This is a genomic window from Rathayibacter sp. AC182 (assembly GCF_979253875.1).
In genome coordinates this window covers 134,812-154,744 of the sequence record NZ_CEEDEK010000005.1, presented here as the reverse complement: position 1 = coordinate 154,744, position 19,933 = coordinate 134,812, and the positions used below count along the sequence as shown (strand labels likewise).

Sequence of the window (19,933 nt, the reverse complement as noted above, 5' to 3'; positions counted from 1 at the left end):
CGGAGCACCGGCGGCGGTGCACGAGGAGGACGGATGCTCGCGGTGCTGCTCGCGCTGGCCGGCTGGTGCGCCGGTACCGTCCTCGTCGTCAGCGGAGCGCTCAAGCTCGGCCGGACCGAGCGGTTCCGCGACTCGCTCCGGGCCCTCGGACTGCCCGCCCTCCTCTCGCGCTCCCCGCTGTTCGCTCGCACGGTCCCGGTCGCCGAGATCGCCCTGGGCCTGGCCGTCGTGCTGCTCCCCGCGCCGCTGCACCGCGCCGCCCTCGCCGCCGCACTCGTCCTCTACGGCGCGTTCCTCGTCGTGGCGATCCGCGCCGCTCGGGCGCCGGAGCCCGTCGAGTGCGAGTGCTTCGGCGGCCTGGGCGAGTCGCGGATGAGCGGGCGCACCGTCGCACGCAACTCCGCTCTCGCCGCCCTCGCCCTCGCGGGCCTCCTCGGTCCCCTCGCGCCCGGCACCGTGCCGGTGGTCGGCATCCCGGCCGTTGTCTCGGCGGCGCTGGCCGTCGCGCTCGTCCTGGTGCGCGACCGGCGCGCGGCCGCCTCCGTCCCGATCGACGCCTCCTCCCGGCTCGCGCTCCTCACCGCCTCGGGGGAGCGGATCCCGCTCGCCGAGTTCGCGTCACCGCCCACCCATCTCGTCGTCTTCTCGCCCTCCTGCATCTCCTGCCACGAGCTGGTCGAGCGCTTCCGCTGGTGGCCCAACGGGCTGCGCGAGGGCGAGGAGCTCGTGCCCGTCTTCCTGGGCCGTCCCGAGGACTTCGCCGCCCACGAGGTGTTCGCCCCGCTCGTCGAGCATGCGCTGTACGACCCCGACCGCTCGGTGGCGGCGGCCCTCGGGCGCGGCGCCACTCCGGGGCACGTGCTCCTCGATGCCGAGAACCCCCTCGGCTCGGGCTGGACCTCCGGCTGGTTCGAGATCGAGCGGAGCGTGCTGAGCGCGGAGTTCTTCACCGGCGTGCACCAGGGCCGCATCGTGCCGGACCCCGAGGTGCTCGAGCGCGAGGCCTCCGAGCGCGCCGCGCAGCAGGGCGATCCGGCCGCGCTCTGAACCGCGGCGGCGACGGCGCACCACGGCCTCGACGACGCCGATCCCGCCGACTGCGTCCTGGTCGCCGGTTCCCGGGCCGGTCGTCGAGGGGCTCGGCCTGCCGACGGCCGTCCGACACCCCCGCACCTCCGCCGCCTCCGGGCAACCCGTACCTCCCCGAAACATGAGCGCCGTACGGTGGGCGCATGCGCGCAGAACTCACACTCGGCGCGGAGGAAGAGCTCCACCTGATCGACCTCGAGACGAAGCAGCTCTCCGCGCACGCACCCCAGGTGCTGGCGCGCCTGCCGAAGGACAACTTCTCGGCGGAGCTGCAGCGGACCACGGTCGAGACGAACACGCCGGTCGTCGACTCGCTCGACGGACTGCGCGAGCAGCTCCTCTCCCTCCGCAGGGCCGTCATCGACGCCGCCGCCCCCGACGGCATAGGCATCGCCGCCGTCGGAACGGCCCCCGGTCCGAGCACACGGACTTCGAGCTCACGAGCACCGGCCGCTACGGCCGCATGCAGGAGCAGTACCGGATGCTCGTGGACGAGCAGCTGATCTGCGGCACGCAGATCCACGTCGGCGTCTCGGACCGCGAGCTCGCCGTGCAGATCGCGCAGCGCATCGGCCGCGACCTGCCCGTGCTGCTGTCGGCCAGCGCGAGCAGTCCGTACTGGAACGGCCAGGACACCGGCTACGCCAGCATCCGCACGATCATCTGGCAGCGCTGGCCGAGCGCGGGGGCCACCGGCCCGCTCGCCTCCGCCGCCGAGTACGACCGCCTCCTCGACGACCTGATCGCGACCGGCGTGATCGCCGACTCGAAGATGGCCTACTTCGACGTGCGCCCCTCCTCCCACGCGCCGACCCTCGAGCTGCGGGTCTGCGACGCCATGCCGCTCGTCGACGACGCGGTCCTGATCGCGGGTCTCTTCCGCGGACTCGTCCGCTCCGCCGAGCTCGACATCGAAGCGGGCCGGCCGTTCCGCTCGACCCCTCCGCCGATCCAGCGGGCCGCGACCTGGCAGGCCGCGCGCGGAGGGCTCGCCGGCCAGCTCCTGGACCACACCGAGCACCCGCGCCCCGTTCCCGCCGCGGAGGCGCTGCGCAGCCTGATCGCGCGGCTCCAGCCCGCGCTCGACGAGCTCGGCGACCTCGAGCAGGTGCGCGCGCTCGCCGAGGCGCTGATCGCCCGCGGCAACTCGGCCGACCGCCAGCGCGCGGTCTTCGCCGAGCACGGCACGCTCGAGTCGGTCGTCGACTCCGTCGTCGCCGAGACCCACGGGCCCTCCAGCGGTCCCACCCTCCCCGCGCCGAGCCTGCGCACCTACCGCGTCCGCGCGGGCGACGAGGCCGTGGCGACCGGCGGGCGTCCGCGCACCGCCTACCAGCCGATCCTCGAGCACTTCCGCGGTCTCGGGCCGGAGCGGCTCGTCGAGCTGCACGGGGCGCGCGATCAGCGCGTGCTCGACGCGGGCATCACCTTCCGCCTCGGCGACGAGGACCGGCCCTTCCCCGTCGACCTCGTCCCGCGCGTGCTGCAGGCGCACGAGTGGAGCGAGCTGGCCGCCGGCCTGGAGCAGCGCGCCCGCGCCCTCGAGTGCTTCCTGCAGGACGTCTACGGCGAGGGCCGCGCCGTCCGCGACGGCGTCGTGCGCCGACCCGCGGGCACTGCGGGCTGGCGGGAGGAGGCGACCCGGCTGCCGCGCGGCGCGGTGCGCGGACCGGTCATGGGCTTCGACCTGGTGCGCAACGAGTTCGGCGGCTGGCGCGTGCTGGAGGACAACCTCCGCAACCCCAGCGGACTGGCCTACGCGATGGGCATCCGCTCCCTGCTGGACGACCTCGTGCCCGATCTGCCCCGCCCCGCCGGACTCGTCGATCCCGCCGGCGCGCTCGACGACCTGCGCCGCACCCTCGCGGCCGGATCCCGGCGCTCCGACGGCCGCGACAGCGTCCTCGCTCTGCTCTCGAGCGGCCCCGGGAGCGCGGCGTGGTTCGAGCACCGGCGCCTCGCCGAGGGTGCCGGCATGCTCCTGCTGGAGCTCGGCGATCTGGACGTGGTGGACGGCCGCGTCGTCGCCTCCGGCACGCAGGTCGACGTGCTCTACCTGCGCCTGGACGACGAGCTCGCCGACCTCGCCCTGGGCGGCCGGCCGCTCGGCCGCGAGATCGTCGGCGTCGCGGCCGAGGGCGGGGTGTTCCTCGCGAACGCGCCCGGCAACGGCATCGCCGACGACAAGGCGCTGTACTGCGCGGTCCCCGAGCTCATCGGCTACTACCTCGACGAGCGCCCCCTGCTCGAGTCGGTCCCGACCTACCGGCCCGAGGACGAGGCCGAGCGCCGCATCGTCCTCGAGCGCGTCGGCGAGCTGGTCACCAAGCCGGTCGACGGCTACGGCGGTCGCGGCGTGATGATCGGCCCCTCCGCTCCCGCGGCCCGCGTCGCGGAGCGCCGAGCGGCGATCGCCGCGGATCCCCGCGGCTGGGTCGCGCAGGAGGTCGTGCGGCTCTCGTCGCTGCCGTCCTTCTCGGGCACCGAGCTGCAGCCCCGCCACGTCGACCTGCGCGCGTTCGTCTTCGTCACGGGCACCGGAGCCGCCGACGTGCGTCTCGCGGACCTGGCCCTGACCCGCGTCGCGGCCGAGGGCAGCATGATCGTCAACTCGTCCCGCGGCGGCGGCGCGAAGGACACCTGGATCGTGAGGGCCTGACATGTGCGGACTCGCGGGCGAGATCCGGCTCGACGGCCGCCGGGCCGAGGTGGCCGCGGTCGACCGGATGAGCGGATGCCTGACCCATCGCGGTCCGGACGGCGACGGCGTCTGGGCGCGCGGCCCGGTCGCCCTCGCGCACCGACGGCTGTCGATCATCGACCTGTCGGTCGCCGGCTCCCAGCCGATGGTCGACGCGGCGCTCGGGCTCTCGATCGTCTTCAACGGCTGCATCTACAACCACCGGCAGCTGCGTGCCGAGCTGGAGGCGAAGGGGCACCGCTTCTTCTCCCACTCCGACACGGAGGTGATCGGGAAGGCCTACGCGCAGTGGGGCGAGGACTGCGTCGACCGGTTCCTCGGCATGTTCGCCTTCGTGATCGTCGAGCACGAGTCGGGGCGCGTCGTGATGGCCCGCGACAGGCTCGGCATCAAGCCGCTCTACCTCGACGAGACGCGGGAGCGGATCCGCTTCGCCTCCACGGTGCAGGCGCTGCTCGCGGGTGGCGTCGCCGACACCTCGATCGACCGCACCGCCCTGATGCTCTACCTGAGCTTCCACTCGGTCGTGCCGGCTCCGCGCACGATCCTCGCCGGAGTGACGAAGCTGCCCCCCGCGACCGTCCGCGTGATCGAGCCCGACGGCACGAGCCGCGAGCGCGTCTACTGGGAGCCCGTCTTCACCCGCGATCCCGAGCGCGCCGACTGGTCGGAGCGCGACTGGCAGGAGGCGCTGATCGCCTCGTTCCGCACGGCGGTCGAGCGGCGGATGGTCGCCGACGTGCCCGTGGGGGTGCTCCTCTCGGGCGGCATCGACTCGAGCCTCGTGGTCGCCCTCCTGGCCGAGGCGGGGCAGTCCGGACTGCAGACCTTCTCCATCGGCTTCGACTCCTCGGGCGGCGAGTCCGGCGATGAGTTCGAGTACTCGACGCTCGTCGCCCAGCGCTTCGGCACCGATCACCACCGCATCCGGATCGACTCGTCGAGGCTCCTGCCCGGCATCGACGGAGCCGTCCGCGCGATGAGCGAGCCGATGGTGTCGCACGACGCGGTCGCGTTCTACCTGCTCAGCCAGGACGTGGCGCAGCACGTGAAGGTGGTGCAGTCCGGCCAGGGCGCCGACGAGGTGCTCGGCGGCTACGACTGGTATCCGCCGCTCGCCGGCGTTCCGCGCGCCGAGGCGGCCGAGGCCTACGCCTCGGTGTTCTTCGATCGCCGCTTCCCCGAGTTGCAGGCGCTGCTGCGGCCGGAGTGGCGGGGCGAGGACGCGGCGACCGCCTTCGTCGCCGAGCGGTTCGGCCGCCCCGGTGCCGACACCTCCGTCGACGCCGCGCTGCGCAACGACACCACGGTCATGCTGGTCGACGACCCCGTGAAGCGCGTCGACAACATGACGATGGCCTCGGGACTTCGAGGCCCGCGTGCCGTTCCTCGATCACGAGTTCGTCGAGCTGGTCGGGCGGATCCCTCCGGAGCTCAAGCTCGCCGACGGCGGCAAGGGCGTGCTCAAGCGCGCCGTCCGCGGCATCGTCCCGGACGAGGTGATCGACCGCCGGAAGGGCTACTTCCCGGTGCCCGCGATCCGGCAGCTCGAGGGCCCGTACCTCGAGCGCGTCCGCGCCGCCCTCACCGATCCGTCGGCCCGCGCGCGGGGATCTTCGACCCGGCCGTCGTCGAGGCGCGCCTGGCCGCGCCGAACGAGACCCGCACTCGGCTGGGCTCGAACGAGCTCTGGCAGCTCGCCCTCCTCGAGATGTGGCTGCAGGAGCACGGCGTCGGCTGACCCGCGCGCCGTCGACGCAGTGTTCGCGCGGCGTTCGCCCCTCGCGGAACACCCGTCGCCGCCCGTGCCGGAGGATGGAGGCCATGACCTCCACCGCGACATCCCGGCTCGTCGCCGCAGAGCACCTCGGTCTCGACCTCGTCCACGCCTGGGGCAGCTGGGGCCCGACGATGACCCCGGACGCCGCCCGCACCGCGTTCATCAGTGATCGCGGCGGCGCCCCCGAGGTCTGGGTGCAGGACGTCGTGATCGACGGCGAGCCTCCGGAGGCGCACTGCATCCGCTTCACGGAGGACCCGGTGCTCGAGGTCTCGTGGTCGGCCGACTCCGCCTGGCTCGCCTGCCTGGTCGCCACCGACGGCGGCGTGCGCACGCAGGTCTGGGTGGTCCGCCCCGACGGCTCCGACGCCAAGCGCATCGCGGGCTCGCGCGACGCCCACGCCGAGCTCGGGCCCTGGACCAGGAGCGGGCACCACGTCGTCGTGACCGTGCCGTCCGCCGAGCCGGAGCAGCCGACCCGGTCCTTCCTCGTCGATCCGGTCACCGCCGACCGCCGCCCGCTCGTCGACGGCGACCTCATCTCGGTCCTCGACCTCTCGACGGAGGAGCGGCTCGTCGTGGTCCGCGACGGCCAGCGCGGCCATCAGCGCTGCTCCGTCGTCGACCGCCTGACCGACGAGAACCACCCGCTGCTGCCCGATTCCGGCACCGGATCCACGGACGTCGCGTTCCTGCGCCCCGCTCCGCTGAACGACAACGAGAGCCCGATCGTGGCGTACCTCGCGACCGACGTCGACCTGCCGCGGCGCCAGCTCGTCGCGATGCCGCTGGGGCCCGACGGCTGGCGCGGGCGCATCCGCCGCCTCGCCGCCCGCGACGACGCCGAGCTCGAGGGCCTGGATGCGGACGACGCCGGGCACCTGCTGATGCTCGTGTGGAACGTGGCCGGGTCCAGCGAGATCGAGCTGTTCGACACCCTGACCGGTGAGCGCGTCCCCGTCTCGGGTCTGCCCGGCCTGGTCGCGACCACTCCGGTCCTCTCGCGCGACGGCAGCTCGGTGGTCCTCGGCGTCGAGGGTCCGGAGCGACCGCGCGAGCTGTGGCGGATGGACACCGCGACCCACGAGTGGTCGCGCATCACCCGGGTGCCGCCGCTCCCGGCCGCGGCGCTCGTCGTGCCCACCCTCGAGCGGTTCACCGGCCGCGACGGACTCGAGCTGTCGGGCTGGCTGTACCGCGCACCCGGTGCCGAGGGCCCCGGTCCCGCGATGCTGAGCCTGCACGGAGGACCGGAGTCGCAGGAGCGGCCGACCTTCTCGGCGCAGCACCAGGCGGTCGCCGCCTCGGGCGTCTCGGTCTTCGCCCCGAACGTGCGCGGCTCCTCTGGCTTCGGCCGCGACTTCGTGCACGCCGACGACGTCGAGCGCCGGTACGGGGCGTTCCAGGACGTGCTCGCCGCCGCCGACCACCTCGTCGACTCCGGAGTCGCCGCCCGCTCGCGGATCGCCGTCACGGGCCGTTCCTACGGCGGCTACCTCACGCTCGCCTCGCTCGCGTTCTCGCCGGGGGTCTTCGCGGCCGGGGTCGACATCTGCGGCATGTCGCACCTCCTCACCTTCTACCGGGACACCGAGCCGTGGATCGCCTCGGCCGCGGTGACGAAGTACGGCCACCCGGAGTACGACGCCGAGCTCCTCGAGGAGCTGTCGCCGCTCGGACGGGCGTTCGCCATCGACGTGCCGCTGCTCGTGGTGCACGGCGAGCTCGACACCAACGTCCCGCTGGGCGAGGCGACGCAGATCGTGGCCGCCCTCGAGGCGCTGGACCGGCCGGTCTCGTACCTGCAGCTCGACGGCGAGGGCCACGAGTACCGCCGGGCCGACTCGAAGGAGCTGCTGCTGCTCTCCCTCGTGCGCTTCCTGCACGCGTCGCTGCTGCCGGCGGACGAGTCGCTCGAGTCGGACGAGTCGCTCGAGGCCGTCGCGGGCTGAGTCCCGGCCCGAGCGGCGATCGGAGCGGCCGCGGGGCGCGGACGGGCGTCAGCGCCGCTCGAACTCCTCGGCGAAGGAGCCGTGGATCGGCTTCTCCGGATCGTCGCCGACCGCCCGTGACGGGTCCTCGATCTCGACCGCGCGCGCGAGGTCGGGTGCGGGGCGCGCACTGCGGCTCCGGCAGCGGCGAGGTCCTCGGGCACGTCGTCGAGCAGCTCCTCGGCGATCCGGCTCGACAGGCCGCTCCGCTCGCCCGGTCCGGGGTCGCTCACCGGATCGGCGGGAGCGTCGAGGGCCTCGCCCAGTCCCTCGCCGAGTCCTTCGCCGAAGCCGGCGCCGAGCCCGGCCGGCACCCCCGCGGAGCGTCGTGCCCCGTGATCTCGTCCTGCATGCCCTGCTCCTGCCTCGTGCGCACCGGCCGCGCCGGGCGGCACGCTCCGTCCTGGGATGAGGAGAGGATACCGCCGGCCGGATCAGTCGAGCAGGAGCCAGGAGTGGCCGCCGACCTCCACGCCGCCGACGCTCGCCGCGTCGTCGCCCAGGTTCAGCGCGAGTCGGGCGGACTCGCCGTCGGGTCCCTCCGCGGCGAGGAGCACCGCGGTGTTCGTCAGATCGACGGCCCGGGTGCGCGAGTGCACGAGCCACGGGTGCCGGCGCCGGAACGCGACGACCTCCTGGTGGGCCCGGTACGCCTCGCCGCCCGGCGCGCTCGCCGGATCGGCCGGGAAGGCCGGTCGGATCGCGTCGTCGCCTCCGACGCGCTCCTCCTTTACTCCTCGAAGCCCCGCTCGTCGCCGGAGTAGATGCTCGGCACGCCCCCGACGAACCCGAGGATCGCGACCGCGTGGGCGTGGTGGCGCTCGTCCGTCACCGCGCTCGCGATCCGGGTCACGTCGTGGTTGCCGACGAAGGTGAGGGGAGGAAGACGTCGAGGAACTCGTCGTGCCGCTTCAGCGACCAGGCGAGCTCGAAGAGGTTGAGCTCCTCGAGGGAGTTGCGCACGGCCTTCCAGAGCTCGTACTGGGTCACGGAGTCCAGGCCCGACTCCCGCACGTACCCGGCGTAGTCGCCGTGGATGACCTCGCCGACGAACCACGCCTCGGGGAACCGCTCCCGCACCGGGTCGATCGCCGCATGCCATGCGGCGGGGGCGACCGCGTACGCGGCGCTCGAGCCGCCAGCCGTCGATCCCGCGCTCGAGCCAGTGCGCGAGGACGGAGGAGACGTACGCCGAGACCTCGGGGTTCGAGTGGTCGAGCTCGACCAGCGCCTCGTGCCCCTCGAAGACGTCGACGCGCAGTCCGTCGACCTCGCGGGCGGAGTCGCTCCGCGAGAACCGCGCGGCCGCCGCGGACCGGGACCCGCCGCCACCGCCTCGCGCCACCACGGGTGCTCGCGCCCGACGTGGTTGAAGACCCCGTCGAAGAGCACGCGGATGCCGCGCTCGCGGCAGGCGGCGAGGAGTGCGTCGAGGTCGCCCTCGTCTCCCAGGCGCGGGTCGACCCGGAAGTGGTCGACGGTGTCGTACCCGTGGGTGCTCGAGGCGAACACCGGGCCCAGCAGGAGCCCGTTGCAGCCGAGGGCGAGCAGGTCGTCGAGCCAGGGCAGGAGGGCGGGGAGCCGGTGCTGCGCGGCCTCGGGAGCCTCGGCGGCCGTGGTCTCGGCGCCCGTGAACCCGAGCGGGTAGACCTGCCACCAGATCGCCGTCGTGATCCAGCCGTCCGTCGTCTGCGCCATCCCTGCCGCCCTCCCGCCGCGCTCGGCTGCGCGACGTCGCGAGTGTACTGACGCCTCCTGGCCGCGCCCCGAGCCGTGGCCGGGGAGCGAGCCGTGCGCGAGGCCGGGAGGAACGACCGTGCGAGGCGTGCGCGCGCTCACGGGCGCAGGCTCCCGATCCAGGCGAGGACGGCGGCAGCGCCCTCGAGGGTGGCGGGCACCGTCACCGACGCGATCGCGAGCGCGAGGAGCGCCGCCGCGGCGCCGACCGCGCCCTGCCGCCGCTCCCCGGCGCGCAGCAGCGCCAGCACGGCCACGGCGATCGCCCCGACCGCGAGCCCGATCGACGGGACGGTCCAGAGCGGATGCACCGAGGAGGTGAGGGCGAGCAGCCCCAGGCCCAGCGCCGTGAGACCCGGCTCGCGCGGTGGACCGAGCCGCGCGAGGAGCGGGGCCCGCCGGGACGCAGCGACCGCGTACGGTCGGGCGACGGCGGTGGAGGAGGGGAGCAGGGGCAGGAGGCTGATCGACATGGCCCGATCCTCGCGAGGCGGCGGAGGGTGCGAAGCCCTTGCTCGCGGATCGGTGGAGGCGCACCGCGATCGGGCGCCTGGGGAGGGCGAGGAGCCCCTCCGCGGGCCACCGGAGGCGCCGATCGGCGTGATTCCGGGGTTCTCGGCCCCGGAATCACGTGCATTGGCGGGTCGGGCTGGTAGGTTACGGACGGTCCGACCGGTTGAGGGAGTCCGTCCCCGGCCGAGGACGATCCACAACCACCAGCTGTTCCGAACAGCACGAACGTCCTGGGAGGACACTCCAATGGCTGACAAGTCGCTCAACCGCACCGAGCTCGTCGCGAAGATCGCCGCGGACTCCGGCCAGAGCCAGGCCGCCGTCAACGGCGTCCTCGACTCGCTCTTCTCCACCCTCGCCGACTCCGTCTCCAACGACGTGAAGGTCACCATCCCCGGCTGGATCGCCGTCGAGCGCACCTCCCGCGCCGCGCGCACCGGCCGCAACCCGCAGACCGGTGAGACCATCCAGATCGCGGCCGGCCACTCGGTCAAGGTCTCGGCCGGCACCAAGCTCAAGGCCGCCGCGAAGTAGCACGGCTCCACGACGAGGGCCCCGGCATCGCGCCGGGGCCTTCGTCGTCTCCGGAACCGGTGCGACGCGGCTCGCGATCAGCCGGGGAACGTAGGCTTGACGGGTGAATCGAACCGTCCGGATCGCGGGGCCCGCGCTGCTGCTCGTCGCGGCCGCGCTCCTCGCCCTCCTCGCGGCACTCGCCTTCGGCCGGGGAGCCGCGGCCCCCTCCTGAACGACCCGGGTCCCGTGGTCCGCTACGGCCTCCCCGTGGCGAAGCTCGCGGTCAACCTCGGCGCCGCCGGGATGATCGGCGCCCTGGTGCTCGCGCTCTTCGCGCTGAGCCCGCGCGCGAGCGCGACGCGCGCCTCCCGGTCCGCCACCCCGAGGGACCCGTCGAGCAGCGCACCGAGTACACGGTGGCCCTCGACGTCGCCGCCGCCGGCGCCGCCTTCCTCGCCGCCGCCGCGGCGGTCACCGGCTTCTTCACCTTCCTCAACGTCACGCAGACGCCGCTGAGCTTCGACCGCGACTTCGGCACCAAGCTCAGCTACTTCATCGGCAGCATCGAGGTCGGCCAGGCCTGGCTCGTCACCACGCTGCTCGCCGCCGTCGTCACGGTGCTCTGCTTCGCCGTGCGCAACCAGACGGCGCTCGTCTTCGTCACCGGGGTCGCGCTGCTCACCCTCCTGCCGATGGCGCAGCAGGGCCACGCAGCGGGATCCGCGGGGCACGACGCCGCGGTCACGGCGCTCGGCCTGCACCTCGTCTTCGCCGCGATCTGGCTCGGCGGTCTCGTCACGATCATCGTGCTGAGGCCCCTCCTCGACGGCGCGCGCCTGCTCCCCGTCGTCCAGCGTTACTCGAGTCTCGCGCTCGTCAGCTTCGTGGTCGTGGCGGCGTCGGGCTACCTCAGCGCCGAGCTGCGGCTCGCGACCCTCGACAACATCCTGACGGGCTACGGGATCCTCGTGCTCGTGAAGGTCGCCGCCCTGATCGCGCTGGGCCTCTTCGGCGTCGTGCAGCGCCGCGTCCTCATCGAGCGGATGCGCACCGCCGGCGGCGCGGGCGGCCGCAGCTTCTGGTGGCTCGTCGCGGCCGAGGTCGCCTTCATGGGCATCGCGTCCGGAGTCGCGGCGGCGCTCGCCCGCACCGCCACTCCCGTCGACCAGGTCGCCGCCACGCAGCTGACCGACCCGACCCCGGCCGAGCTCCTCACCGGCGAGCCGCTCCCGCCCGCCCCGAGCGCGCTGAACTTCGCCACCCTCTGGAACGTCGACCTGATCTGGCTGCTCGTCTGCGGCTTCGGCATCGCCTTCTACGTCGCCGGCGTCCTGCGCCTGCGCCGCCGCGGCGACTCCTGGCCGATGCTCCGGACCGTGCTGTGGATCGCGGGGATGCTCCTGCTGGCGTACATCACCAACGGCGGCGTGAACGCCTACGAGAAGTACCTGTTCAGCGCGCACATGCTCTCGCACATGGTGCTCACCATGGCCGTCCCGCTCCTGCTGGTGCCCGCGGCCCCCGTGACGCTCATCGCCCGCGCGGTCGTCCGCCGCACCGACGGCTCCCGGGGACCTCGCGAGTGGGTGCTGCTCGCGGTCCACTCGCGCTTCGGCACGATCGTGTCGCATCCGATCGTCGCCGCCCTGCTCTTCGTCGGCTCGCTCTGGGCGTTCTACTACTCGCCGCTGTTCCGCTGGGCGACCACGGACCACATCGGCCACGAGTGGATGATCGTGCACTTCCTGATCACCGGCTACCTCTTCGTGAGCGTCCTGATCGGCGTCGACCCGTCCTCGCACCAGGTGCCCTATCCGATGCGGCTGCTGCTCCTGCTAGGCACCATGGCGTTCCACGCGTTCTTCGGCCTCGCGCTGATGACCGGCGAGGGGCTGCTCCTCGCCGACTGGTACGGAGCGATGGGCTGGGGCACGAGCGCCCTCGCCGATCAGCAGGCGGCCGGCGGCATCGCCTGGAGCATCGGCGAGATCCCCACGCTCGCACTGGCGATCGTCGTCGCCGTGATGTGGAGCAGGTCCGACGACCGCGAGACCAAGCGCCGCGACCGCCAGGCCGACCGCACCGGGGACGCCGAGCTGAACGACTACAACGAGCGGCTCGCCGCGCTCGGCAAGCGCCGCTGACGCTCCTCCCCAGGGGGACGGCGCCCGGAGCCGCCTCCGTCCCCGATCGCGGCCCCACCGCCGCGGGTACAGTGGACCGGTGACCCAGCCGACCCTCTCCGACGAGCAGCAGCGGGTGTTCGACCTCATCGAGAACACCCGCGAGCACCTGTTCGTCACCGGGCGCGCCGGCACCGGCAAGTCGACCCTGCTGAACCACCTCAGCTGGCACACCGGCAAGCAGATCGTCATCTGCGCTCCCACGGGGTCGCGGCGCTGAACGTCGGCGGGCAGACGATCCACTCGCTGTTCCGACTGCCGATCGGCGTGATCGCCGACTCCGATCTCGATCAGACCCCCGAGCTGCGCAAGCTCCTCAACACCATCGACACCCTCGTGATCGACGAGATCTCGATGGTGAACGCCGATCTGCTCGACGGCATCGACCGCAGCCTCCGCCAGGCCCGGCAGCGCCGGTCCGAGCCCTTCGGAGGCGTCCAGGTCGTCCTCTTCGGCGACCCGTTCCAGCTCGCTCCCGTTCCGGGCGACCCCGAGGAGCGCGCCTACTTCGCCGACCGCTACCGCTCCCTGTGGTTCTTCGACGCCCTGGTCTGGCAGGAGGCGCCGCTGCGGATCATCGAGCTCGGCCGCATCCATCGGCAGAGCGACGAGCGCTTCAAGTGGATGCTCAACGCGGTGCGCTTCGGGATGGTGACGAAGGAGATCGCCGACGTCCTCAACGAGGCGGGCGCCCGCACTCCGCCGACCGACGGCTCCATCACCCTCGCGACTCGCAACGACACCGTCAACCGGATCAACCAGACCGCGCTCGCACGCCTCAAGGGCCCGCTCAAGACGGCGACGGCCGAGATCAGCGGCGACTTCGGCGGCAGGACCTATCCGGCCGACCAGAACCTCGAGCTCAAGATCGGCGCGCACGTGATGTTCCTCCGCAACGACGCGGAGCAGCGCTGGGTGAACGGCACGATCGGCATCGTCACGAAGGTGGCCGGCACCGTCTGGGTCGAGGTGGACGGCGAGGTGCACGAGGTCGAGCCGGCCACGTGGGAGCGCTACCGCTACTCCTATTCGGCGGCGACCAAGAAGCTCACCCGCGAGATCGTGGCCGAGTTCGCGCAGTTCCCGCTGCGCCTGGCCTGGGCGGTGACGATCCACAAGTCGCAGGGCAAGACCTACGACTCCGCGGTCGTCGATCTCGGCCAGCGCGCCTTCGCGCCCGGCCAGACCTACGTGGCGCTGAGCCGCATCACGAGTCTCGAGGGGCTCTACCTCACGCGGCCCCTGCGGCCCAGCGACATCATCGTTGACAAGGACGTGCTGCGCTTCATGTCCGAGCGGCGCGCCGAGCCGGCCGCCGTCGCGACGCCGGAGGGCGACTCCACCACCGCGTGACCCGTCGGCTCGAGGAGCGGCGGTCAGGCCGCGACGCGCGAGCGGGCGAGGTCGCGGAACAGCTCGGTGGTGAGCCGGTACGCCTCCGCCACTTCGGCGATGACGCGGTCGCGCTCGGCGTCGTCCCAGTCGACCGCGTCGAGCTGCTCGCGGTAGACGGCGCGGAACTCCGACGGCGTCGCGATCTCGCCGTAGAGGTAGAACCCGACTCCGTTGGTCTCGAAGCCGAACCGGCGCTGGAGCAGGGCGCGCACGATGCTGCAGCCCGACATGTCGCCGAGGTAGCGCGTGTAGTGGTGCGCCACGAATCCGCCGCTCCAGCCGCTCGCGACGGTCGTGATGCGCTCGACGTAGGCCGCGGTCGAGGGGAGGGGGCGGATGCGCTCGCGCCAGTCCTCGCCGATCAGGAAGCGGAGGTCCTCGGCGATCGCGGGAAGGCGGGTGAGCTTGGCCGAGATGAAGGGCGCCGCGACCGGGTCCTCGCTCATCCGGTCCGCGACGGCCTCGAGCGCCTCGTAGACGAAGTAGTGCTGCGAGACCAACGCGATGTAGTCGTCGCGGCTGCCTGCACCCGTCATCAGGGCGGTCATGAAGGCGGCGCCCTCGTCGTCGACGGCTCCGGACTGCCCGATGCGCTCGCGGAGCGCCTGCGAGAACGGGATGACGTTCGACACGACGGCCTCCGATCGGCTTCTTAGGTTGGCCTAACCTTAGCCGAGAGGGAGGGCGGAGACCAGAGTCCGCGCCCGACGGAGTCCGTGCCCGTCAGTGCCCGTGCCCGTCCTCCACCACACCGTGCATGCCGCCCATGCCGCCGGAGCCGCCGGCCGTCGCTGCCATCGAGGGCGTCGCGAGCGCGGAGACCACCAGGGCGCCGGCCAGCAGCCCGATCACGGTGCGGCCGGCGGGGACCTGCCGCTCGGGGGCTGCGGTGCGGCGGAGGGAGAGTGCGACGATCGCCGCGGCGGCGAGCTGGAGGACGCCGCCCGCGAGCGCGGGGAGGGGATCGCGGACGAGCCCGGCCGTGACCGCGAGGATCGACCCGGCCACCGTCGCCGAGACGACGACGAGTGCGATGCGCGGAACCACGATCCGTCCGCGACCGAGGACGGCGAGGGCCCACACGAGCTCTCCCGCCCCGAGCAGGACGAGCGGCACCAGCGCGGCGTCGTCGCGCACCGAGGCGAGGGAGAGGTGGACGAGACCGGCGCCGAGAGCGCCGAAGGCGGCCCAGCCGCGGACGATCGGGTTCACAGCAGCCTCCGGAACGAGAGGGGCCCCGGATCGACACACCGCATCGTGTCGTCCGGGGCCGTGGAGTCCGTCCGCCGCGGAAAACGGCGGGCCCGCGGCGGACGGAGCTGGAGGGGGCGGCGGATGCCGCCCGGGTCAGACGGTCGCTGCTCGCGACCGCGTCGTCTTCTCGGTGCCGAGACCGACTCCGAGCAGCACGATCGCGCTGCCGAGGTGGAGGAAGTGGTCGGCGGTGTTGAGGGCGAGGACGTTCACGGCGGTGTTCTCGACGAAGAAGCCGACGATTCCGAGCAGCAGGTACGCGGCTCCGACGACGGTGTTGACGGACTTCGCCGCGGGAACGCTCGAGAGGCCGCCGATCAGCAGCGCGCCGCCGATGAGCAGGTGCGCGATGTTGTGCAGCGGGTTCACCTCGAAGATCCCGAGGAGCAGACCGCCCTCGGTCGCGAGGAACTCGACGCCGCCGGTCACGACGAAGCCGAGCAGTCCGACGAGCACGTACACCGCTCCGAAGAGGGTGGCGAGCAGACGATTGGGGGATCTGCGCATGATGACTGGACCTCCTTCGCATGACGGCCCTGTGCCGACACCCTCTCTTCGTAGCCCGGCTCCGGATGGTTTGGAAACGGGGTGGACTGCTCGCATCACGGTCCGGACACGAACGCGCGGGGCGCGCGCAGTCGTCTCCTGGGCAGCGGATCGCGCACGTACAGTGGGGTCCGTTCCAGAGGATGTCCGGGGGAGCCGAGGGTCATGGTCGTGCGTCGCAAGCGGAGACGGGTCGCGGCTGCCGTCGTGCCCGCACTGGTCCTGGCGCTCGCCGGGTGCACCGGGGGACCCCCTCCGTCGTCGAGGACGCGCAGCCCGGCCCGGTGCCGGACGAGCTCGCGGTCGCCCTCTCGGGGTTCCTCGAGGAGGCCCGCGGAGCCGCGGGAGCGACGGGCGCGGTCGCGGGGGTCTGGTCGCCCTGGGCGGGCGGCTGGGAGGGCGCGATCGGAGTCGTCGGCGACGGCGATCCCACTCCTCTCACCACCGAGGCGCACGTGCGGCTCGGCACGGGCGGCACCGAGGCGATGACCTGCGACGTCGTCGTGGCGCTCGCCGAGGAGGGCCGGGTCGAGCTCGACGCCGACATCACCGAGTCGCTCACCTCGCTCCCGGGCCTGGAGGGGCTGACCCTCCGCCAGCTCTGCTCCCACACCTCCGGGCTCGCCGACTTCCGCGCGTCGCTCTGGCCCACGATCGTGCAGAACCCGAAGCGGGAGTGGCCGACGATGGAGCTGATCTCGGCGGCGCAGGTGCACTCCCCGTCCGCCGCCCCGGGAGCCGCCTGGTCCGACTCCTCCACCGGTTCGCTCCTCGCCGGTCTCGTCGTGTCCGAGCGGACGGGCCGCAGCGTCGCCTCCCTCTACGACGAGTATCTCGTGCCCCGCTACGGCCTGCGCAGCACGACCCTCCCCTCCGCCGGCGACCTCGTGCTGCCCGCCCCCGCGCCGCGCGGCTACGCGGCCGCGATAGACCCGGGCAGCGGGCGGTGCGGTGCGACGTGCGCCGCGATCTCACCGAGGCCTCGCCCTCGGCGCTGGGCGCCGCCGGGGGAGCGGTGACCGACCTCGAGGATCTGCGCCGGCTCGCGACCGGGATCGCCGCCTCCCCGTCGGGCGACGCGGTCTGGGCCGACGCCGTCCCGCAGGGGCAGGGGCGCCCCGCGTGGCTGCTCGCCGGACTCGGCGGCCACCAGGTCGGTCCGTTGAGGGGCTTCTCGGGCATCGCGCCCGGATTCGTGACGGCCGCCTACTCCGATCCCGCATCGGGACTCACCGTCGCCGTGTCGTTCAACAGCTCGACCCCGGGAGCCGACTTCGCCGCGAACGCCGCGCGCGCCCTGGCCTCGATCGCGGTGGACGCGGGCGCTGCGGCGGGAGCGGCGGACCTCCCCGGTCTTCCCTGGACCGCCGAGAGCGAGCGGACCGCGACCCTCACCTCCCACGCCCGCTGCTGAGCGCGGTCGAGGGTGGCAGGAGGGCGTCGCGGCGTGACCGTCCGTCGCCGCCCCGTGTCGGCGGGGCGGCCTACCCTGGGCTCATGCCGATCACCCCCGACACCAAGGACTGGACCTGGGCCGCCGAGCGCCCCTGCCCGAGTGCGGCTTCGACGCCTCACTCGTCGACGCGTCCGAGGTCCGCACCTCATCCGCGAGAACGCCGCCGCGTGGCCGTACGTGCTCGAGCGCGACGACGCCGTCGGGCGGCCCGACGACGAGACCTGGTCGCCGCTCGAGTACGCGGCGCACGTGCGCGACGTGCACCGCATCTACCGCCTGCGCCTGGGCCTGATGCTCGAGGGCGACGACCCGCTGTTCCCGAACTGGGACCAGGACGTCACCGCGGTCGAGGACCGCTACTCCGAGCAGGACCCGGCGACGGTCGGCCGCGAGCTCGTCGAGGAGGCCGGCCTCATCGCCGGTGTCTTCGAGGGCGTCCGGGGTCGTCAGTGGCAGCGCCCCGGTCGGCGCAGCGACGGTGCGACCTTCACGGTCGAGACGATGGCCCGCTACTACCTGCACGACGTGCAGCACCACCTGCACGACGTCCGCGGCTGAGCGCCCCCAGGCTCAGTAGTCGATGAGCTGGGGATTCAGGAACGACACCGTCCGGGCGTAGGCCAGGGCGGCGGAGGAAGGGGTCGACCGCGTCGCGCAGCGTCCCGTTCGCGAAGTGCCGCACCGTGCCGGCGTACGTGTGCGCGGTGACCGGGGTGCCCGCGTCCTTGAGGCGTCCGACGAACGACTCCGGGTCGTCGCCGTCCGGCCACTCGTCCCTCGCCGCGTAGTGCAGGAGGGTCGGGCAGGGCACGAGGGCGTGCTCCTCCTGCCCGAGGGTCGCGTAGTAGGCGACGACGGCGTCGACGAGCCCGGTCGCGGCGGCGAGGAGCCCGAGTCGGCCGCCGAAGCCGAAGCCCACGATGGCGCTGCGCTGCGCTCCCTCGGCGGCTCCGGAGCGGATCGCCTCCGCGATCGCGGCCATCGCCCGGTCCTGCGCGGTCATCGCGGCGAGATCGCGCGCGTCCTCCGGAGCGAGCGTCGCCCATCCGTCGTAGAGGTCGGGGACGAGCACGTGGTAGCCGTGCTTCGAGACGGCCTCGGCGAAGGGCTCCATCCACGGCAGCCGGCCGAACACGTCGTGGAGCACGACGACGACCGGGCGGCCGGGGCGCCCGTACTCGAGGGCGACGCCCGGCGACGGGATCTGGACGAGCTCTGTCACCCGTCCAGCCTGCACCGGTGAGGCTCCGAATCCGCGTGACTGCGGCGATCGCGTCGGCGTGTCGCCCGAGAACGGTCCCCAGAACAGGCGGGGGAGGGGCGGGGAGGTGGAGCGAGTGACGGGAATCGAACCCGCGCCATCTGCTTGGGAAGCAGAAGTTCTACCATTGAACTACACTCGCGCGTCGCCTCGGAGGCGCACTCGATCATCGTAGCAAGCCCCGTGCTCACCCCACGTCGCGGCGAGCACCGCACGCCCTAGGATCGCCTCGTGCTGCTCTCCGATCGCGACATCCAGACCGAACTCTCCTCCGGCCGGGTCGGACTCGAACCGCACGATCCGGCGATGATCCAGCCGTCGTCCGTCGATGTGCGCCTCGACCGCTTCTTCCGGCTGTTCGACAACCACCGCTACCCCTACATCGACCCCGCCGAGGACCAGCCCGATCTGACGCGTCTGGTCGAGACCCCGAAGGGCGAGCCGTTCATCCTGCACCCCGGGGAGTTCGTGCTGGGATCGACGTACGAGGCGGTCACGCTGCCCGACGACATCGCCGCGCGCCTCGAGGGCAAGAGCTCGCTCGGACGCCTGGGGCTGCTCACCCACTCGACCGCGGGCTTCATCGATCCGGGATTCACCGGACACGTGACCCTCGAGCTCAGCAACGTGGCGACGCTGCCCATCACGCTCTGGCCCGGCATGAAGATCGGGCAGATGTGCTTCTTCCGGCTTCAGCTCTCCCGCCGAGAAGCCGTACGGATCGGCGGAGTACTTCTCGCGCTACCAGGGGCAGCGCGGCCCGACGGCGTCGCGCTCGTCGCTGAACTTCCACCGCACGGACGTCTACGGCGACTGACGCGGCAGCGCCGGTCGCCGCCCCGCTCAGCCCAGCAGGCGCGGCAGCTGCAGCACGAGCCAGGGCGAGAACGCCCACGGGGCGGCGCGCACGGCGGCCAGCGTCGCCTCGGGGTCGACCCACTCGTGGTCCATGACCTCGTCCGCGCGCGGTGCCAGCGCCTCGCGGCTCGACAGGGTCGCGGTGTAGACGGGGCAGATCTCGTTCTCGACGATCCCGGAGGCGTCGATCGCGCGGTAGCGGAAGTCCGGCAGCGCGACTTCGAGCGTCTCGAGGCGGGCGCCGAGCTCGCGCTCCGCCCGACGGACGACGGCGTCCTCGATCCGCTCGCCCGGCGCCGGGTGGCCGCAGAACGAGTTGGTCCAGACGCCGGGCCAGGTGCGCTTGCCCAGCGCGCGGCGGGTCACGAGCAGAGCGCCGTCGGGCGCGAACACGTGGCACGAGAACGCCAGATGCAGGGGCGTGTCGGTGTCGTGCACCGTCGCCTTGTCGGCCACGCCGACGGCGTCGCCCGTCTCGTCGAGCAGGACGACCTGCTCGATCTCGTCCTCGCGCACGGCGATTCCTCCCGAAGTCATGGCTGTAAGTCAAGCACGACCGCGGAACTCAGCCGGCTTAGTGCTAGACAAGCGAACTTGTTAGCCTCTGAACCGTGGATACACGCGACCCCGTGGTTCTCTCCCGGAAGCGGCAG

General features: G+C 73.0%; 19 protein-coding genes, 1 tRNA gene and 3 pseudogenes. 13 read left to right on the top strand and 10 right to left on the bottom strand.

Translation table 11 applies throughout. From position 1 onward, the window contains the following. Positions 1-33 precede the first annotated feature (33 nt). The 5 genes and pseudogenes from AC0CII_RS10860 (at position 34) to AC0CII_RS10840 (ending at position 7,522) form a co-directional block, all read left to right on the top strand. Positions 34-1,047: a MauE/DoxX family redox-associated membrane protein gene (locus tag AC0CII_RS10860; RefSeq protein ID WP_465227737.1), complete on the top strand. Its 1,014-nt coding sequence runs from the start codon at positions 34-36 to the stop codon at positions 1,045-1,047. 185 nt (positions 1,048-1,232) lie between these two features. Then, a pseudogene (locus AC0CII_RS10855) lies at positions 1,233-2,236 on the top strand (carboxylate-amine ligase); the annotation flags it as partial. Positions 2,237-2,389: 153 nt separating this feature from the next. Continuing rightward, entirely contained in the window at positions 2,390-3,748 is a 1,359-nt protein-coding gene (locus AC0CII_RS10850; RefSeq protein ID WP_465230873.1) for a circularly permuted type 2 ATP-grasp protein, read from the top strand. A gap of 1 nt (position 3,749) precedes the next feature. Continuing rightward, entirely contained in the window at positions 3,750-5,531 is a 1,782-nt protein-coding gene (locus AC0CII_RS10845) for an N-acetylglutaminylglutamine amidotransferase (RefSeq protein ID WP_465229417.1), read from the top strand. A gap of 83 nt (positions 5,532-5,614) precedes the next feature. Then, positions 5,615-7,522: a S9 family peptidase gene (locus tag AC0CII_RS10840; protein ID WP_465227740.1), complete on the top strand. Its 1,908-nt coding sequence runs from the start codon at positions 5,615-5,617 to the stop codon at positions 7,520-7,522. Between the two features lie 473 nt (positions 7,523-7,995). Here the strand turns inward: AC0CII_RS10840 and AC0CII_RS10835 are convergent, their stop codons facing one another. The 4 genes from AC0CII_RS10835 to AC0CII_RS10820 form a co-directional block, all read right to left on the bottom strand. Then, on the bottom strand, positions 7,996-8,160 hold the full coding sequence (locus AC0CII_RS10835) for a hypothetical protein (protein WP_465229416.1): 165 nt from the start codon (positions 8,158-8,160) through the stop codon (positions 7,996-7,998). Positions 8,161-8,291: 131 nt separating this feature from the next. After that, a complete protein-coding gene (locus AC0CII_RS10830; protein WP_465229415.1) occupies positions 8,292-8,414 on the bottom strand; it encodes a hypothetical protein in 123 nt (40 codons plus the stop codon). Next, on the bottom strand, positions 8,411-9,259 hold the full coding sequence (locus tag AC0CII_RS10825; RefSeq protein WP_465229414.1) for an alpha-amylase family glycosyl hydrolase: 849 nt from the start codon (positions 9,257-9,259) through the stop codon (positions 8,411-8,413). The genes AC0CII_RS10830 and AC0CII_RS10825 overlap by 4 nt, the downstream gene beginning before the upstream one ends. 137 nt (positions 9,260-9,396) lie before the next feature. Next, the gene (locus AC0CII_RS10820; protein ID WP_465227742.1) at positions 9,397-9,771 is read right to left on the bottom strand and encodes a hypothetical protein; all 375 of its coding nucleotides are present in this window, start codon (positions 9,769-9,771) and stop codon (positions 9,397-9,399) included. 286 nt (positions 9,772-10,057) lie between these two features. On the opposite strand from AC0CII_RS10820, the gene AC0CII_RS10815 reads away from it, so the two are divergent. From AC0CII_RS10815 to AC0CII_RS10800, 4 genes and pseudogenes are all read left to right on the top strand, one after another. After that, positions 10,058-10,345 carry an HU family DNA-binding protein gene (locus AC0CII_RS10815; RefSeq protein ID WP_055786347.1) on the top strand — a complete coding sequence of 96 codons (288 nt, stop codon included), beginning with the start codon at positions 10,058-10,060 and terminating at the stop codon, positions 10,343-10,345. A gap of 228 nt (positions 10,346-10,573) precedes the next feature. Next, positions 10,574-10,843: a hypothetical protein gene (locus AC0CII_RS10810; RefSeq protein WP_465229413.1), complete on the top strand. Its 270-nt coding sequence runs from the start codon at positions 10,574-10,576 to the stop codon at positions 10,841-10,843. Further along, on the top strand, positions 10,744-12,471 hold the full coding sequence (locus tag AC0CII_RS10805) for a bifunctional copper resistance protein CopD/cytochrome c oxidase assembly protein (RefSeq protein ID WP_465229412.1): 1,728 nt from the start codon (positions 10,744-10,746) through the stop codon (positions 12,469-12,471). Before AC0CII_RS10810 ends, AC0CII_RS10805 begins: the two co-directional genes overlap by 100 nt. 79 nt (positions 12,472-12,550) lie before the next feature. Next, positions 12,551-13,863: pseudogene (locus AC0CII_RS10800) on the top strand (ATP-dependent DNA helicase). A 23-nt stretch (positions 13,864-13,886) separates the two neighbouring features. On the opposite strand, the gene AC0CII_RS10795 reads toward AC0CII_RS10800, so the two are convergent. The 3 genes from AC0CII_RS10795 to AC0CII_RS10785 form a co-directional block, all read right to left on the bottom strand. Continuing rightward, positions 13,887-14,537 (bottom strand): biliverdin-producing heme oxygenase, encoded by a 651-nt coding sequence (locus AC0CII_RS10795; RefSeq protein WP_207403102.1) that lies wholly within the window; start codon positions 14,535-14,537, stop codon positions 13,887-13,889. 91 nt (positions 14,538-14,628) lie between these two features. Beyond that, positions 14,629-15,117: a hypothetical protein gene (locus AC0CII_RS10790; RefSeq protein ID WP_465227744.1), complete on the bottom strand. Its 489-nt coding sequence runs from the start codon at positions 15,115-15,117 to the stop codon at positions 14,629-14,631. Between the two features lie 135 nt (positions 15,118-15,252). Continuing rightward, on the bottom strand, positions 15,253-15,666 hold the full coding sequence (locus AC0CII_RS10785) for a DUF4383 domain-containing protein (RefSeq protein WP_251944949.1): 414 nt from the start codon (positions 15,664-15,666) through the stop codon (positions 15,253-15,255). Between the two features lie 275 nt (positions 15,667-15,941). Between AC0CII_RS10785 and AC0CII_RS10780 the strand changes: the two genes are divergently transcribed. The 3 genes from AC0CII_RS10780 to AC0CII_RS10770 are packed head-to-tail and all read left to right on the top strand — an operon-like array spanning position 15,942 to position 17,719. Then, entirely contained in the window at positions 15,942-16,724 is a 783-nt protein-coding gene (locus AC0CII_RS10780; protein ID WP_465229411.1) for a serine hydrolase domain-containing protein, read from the top strand. Continuing rightward, positions 16,721-17,119: a hypothetical protein gene (locus AC0CII_RS10775; protein ID WP_465229410.1), complete on the top strand. Its 399-nt coding sequence runs from the start codon at positions 16,721-16,723 to the stop codon at positions 17,117-17,119. The genes AC0CII_RS10780 and AC0CII_RS10775 overlap by 4 nt, the downstream gene beginning before the upstream one ends. A 33-nt stretch (positions 17,120-17,152) precedes the next feature. After that, entirely contained in the window at positions 17,153-17,719 is a 567-nt protein-coding gene (locus AC0CII_RS10770) for a DinB family protein (protein ID WP_465229409.1), read from the top strand. Here AC0CII_RS10770 and AC0CII_RS10765 read toward each other — a convergent pair. After that, on the bottom strand, positions 17,649-18,383 hold the full coding sequence (locus AC0CII_RS10765) for a dienelactone hydrolase family protein (RefSeq protein WP_465229408.1): 735 nt from the start codon (positions 18,381-18,383) through the stop codon (positions 17,649-17,651). The two genes, AC0CII_RS10770 and AC0CII_RS10765, sit on opposite strands and share 71 nt — an antisense overlap. A 107-nt stretch (positions 18,384-18,490) precedes the next feature. Further along, a tRNA-Gly gene (locus tag AC0CII_RS10760) sits at positions 18,491-18,564 on the bottom strand. Positions 18,565-18,653: 89 nt separating this feature from the next. Between AC0CII_RS10760 and dcd the strand changes: the two are divergent. After that, positions 18,654-19,239 (top strand): annotated as a pseudogene (gene dcd, locus AC0CII_RS10755) (dCTP deaminase). A 26-nt stretch (positions 19,240-19,265) separates the two neighbouring features. Here the strand turns inward: dcd and idi are convergent. Continuing rightward, complete coding sequence (gene idi, locus AC0CII_RS10750; RefSeq protein ID WP_465229407.1) at positions 19,266-19,796, bottom strand: isopentenyl-diphosphate Delta-isomerase; 531 nt, start codon at positions 19,794-19,796, stop codon at positions 19,266-19,268. Positions 19,797-19,933: the final 137 nt, after the last annotated feature.

What these genes read in the sequence shown, in the direction of transcription:
- AC0CII_RS10860 (WP_465227737.1), top strand. Translation starts at nt 34, where the DNA reads ATGCTCGCGGTGCTGCTCGCGCTGGCCGGCTGGTGCGCCGGTACCGTC.
- AC0CII_RS10845 (WP_465229417.1), top strand. Translation starts at nt 3,750, where the DNA reads ATGTGCGGACTCGCGGGCGAGATCCGGCTCGACGGCCGCCGGGCCGAG.
- AC0CII_RS10840 (WP_465227740.1), top strand. Translation starts at nt 5,615, where the DNA reads ATGACCTCCACCGCGACATCCCGGCTCGTCGCCGCAGAGCACCTCGGT.
- AC0CII_RS10825 (WP_465229414.1), bottom strand. Translation starts at nt 9,259, where the DNA reads ATGGCGCAGACGACGGACGGCTGGATCACGACGGCGATCTGGTGGCAG.
- AC0CII_RS10820 (WP_465227742.1), bottom strand. Translation starts at nt 9,771, where the DNA reads ATGTCGATCAGCCTCCTGCCCCTGCTCCCCTCCTCCACCGCCGTCGCC.
- AC0CII_RS10815 (WP_055786347.1), top strand. Translation starts at nt 10,058, where the DNA reads ATGGCTGACAAGTCGCTCAACCGCACCGAGCTCGTCGCGAAGATCGCC.
- AC0CII_RS10785 (WP_251944949.1), bottom strand. Translation starts at nt 15,666, where the DNA reads ATGCGCAGATCCCCCAATCGTCTGCTCGCCACCCTCTTCGGAGCGGTG.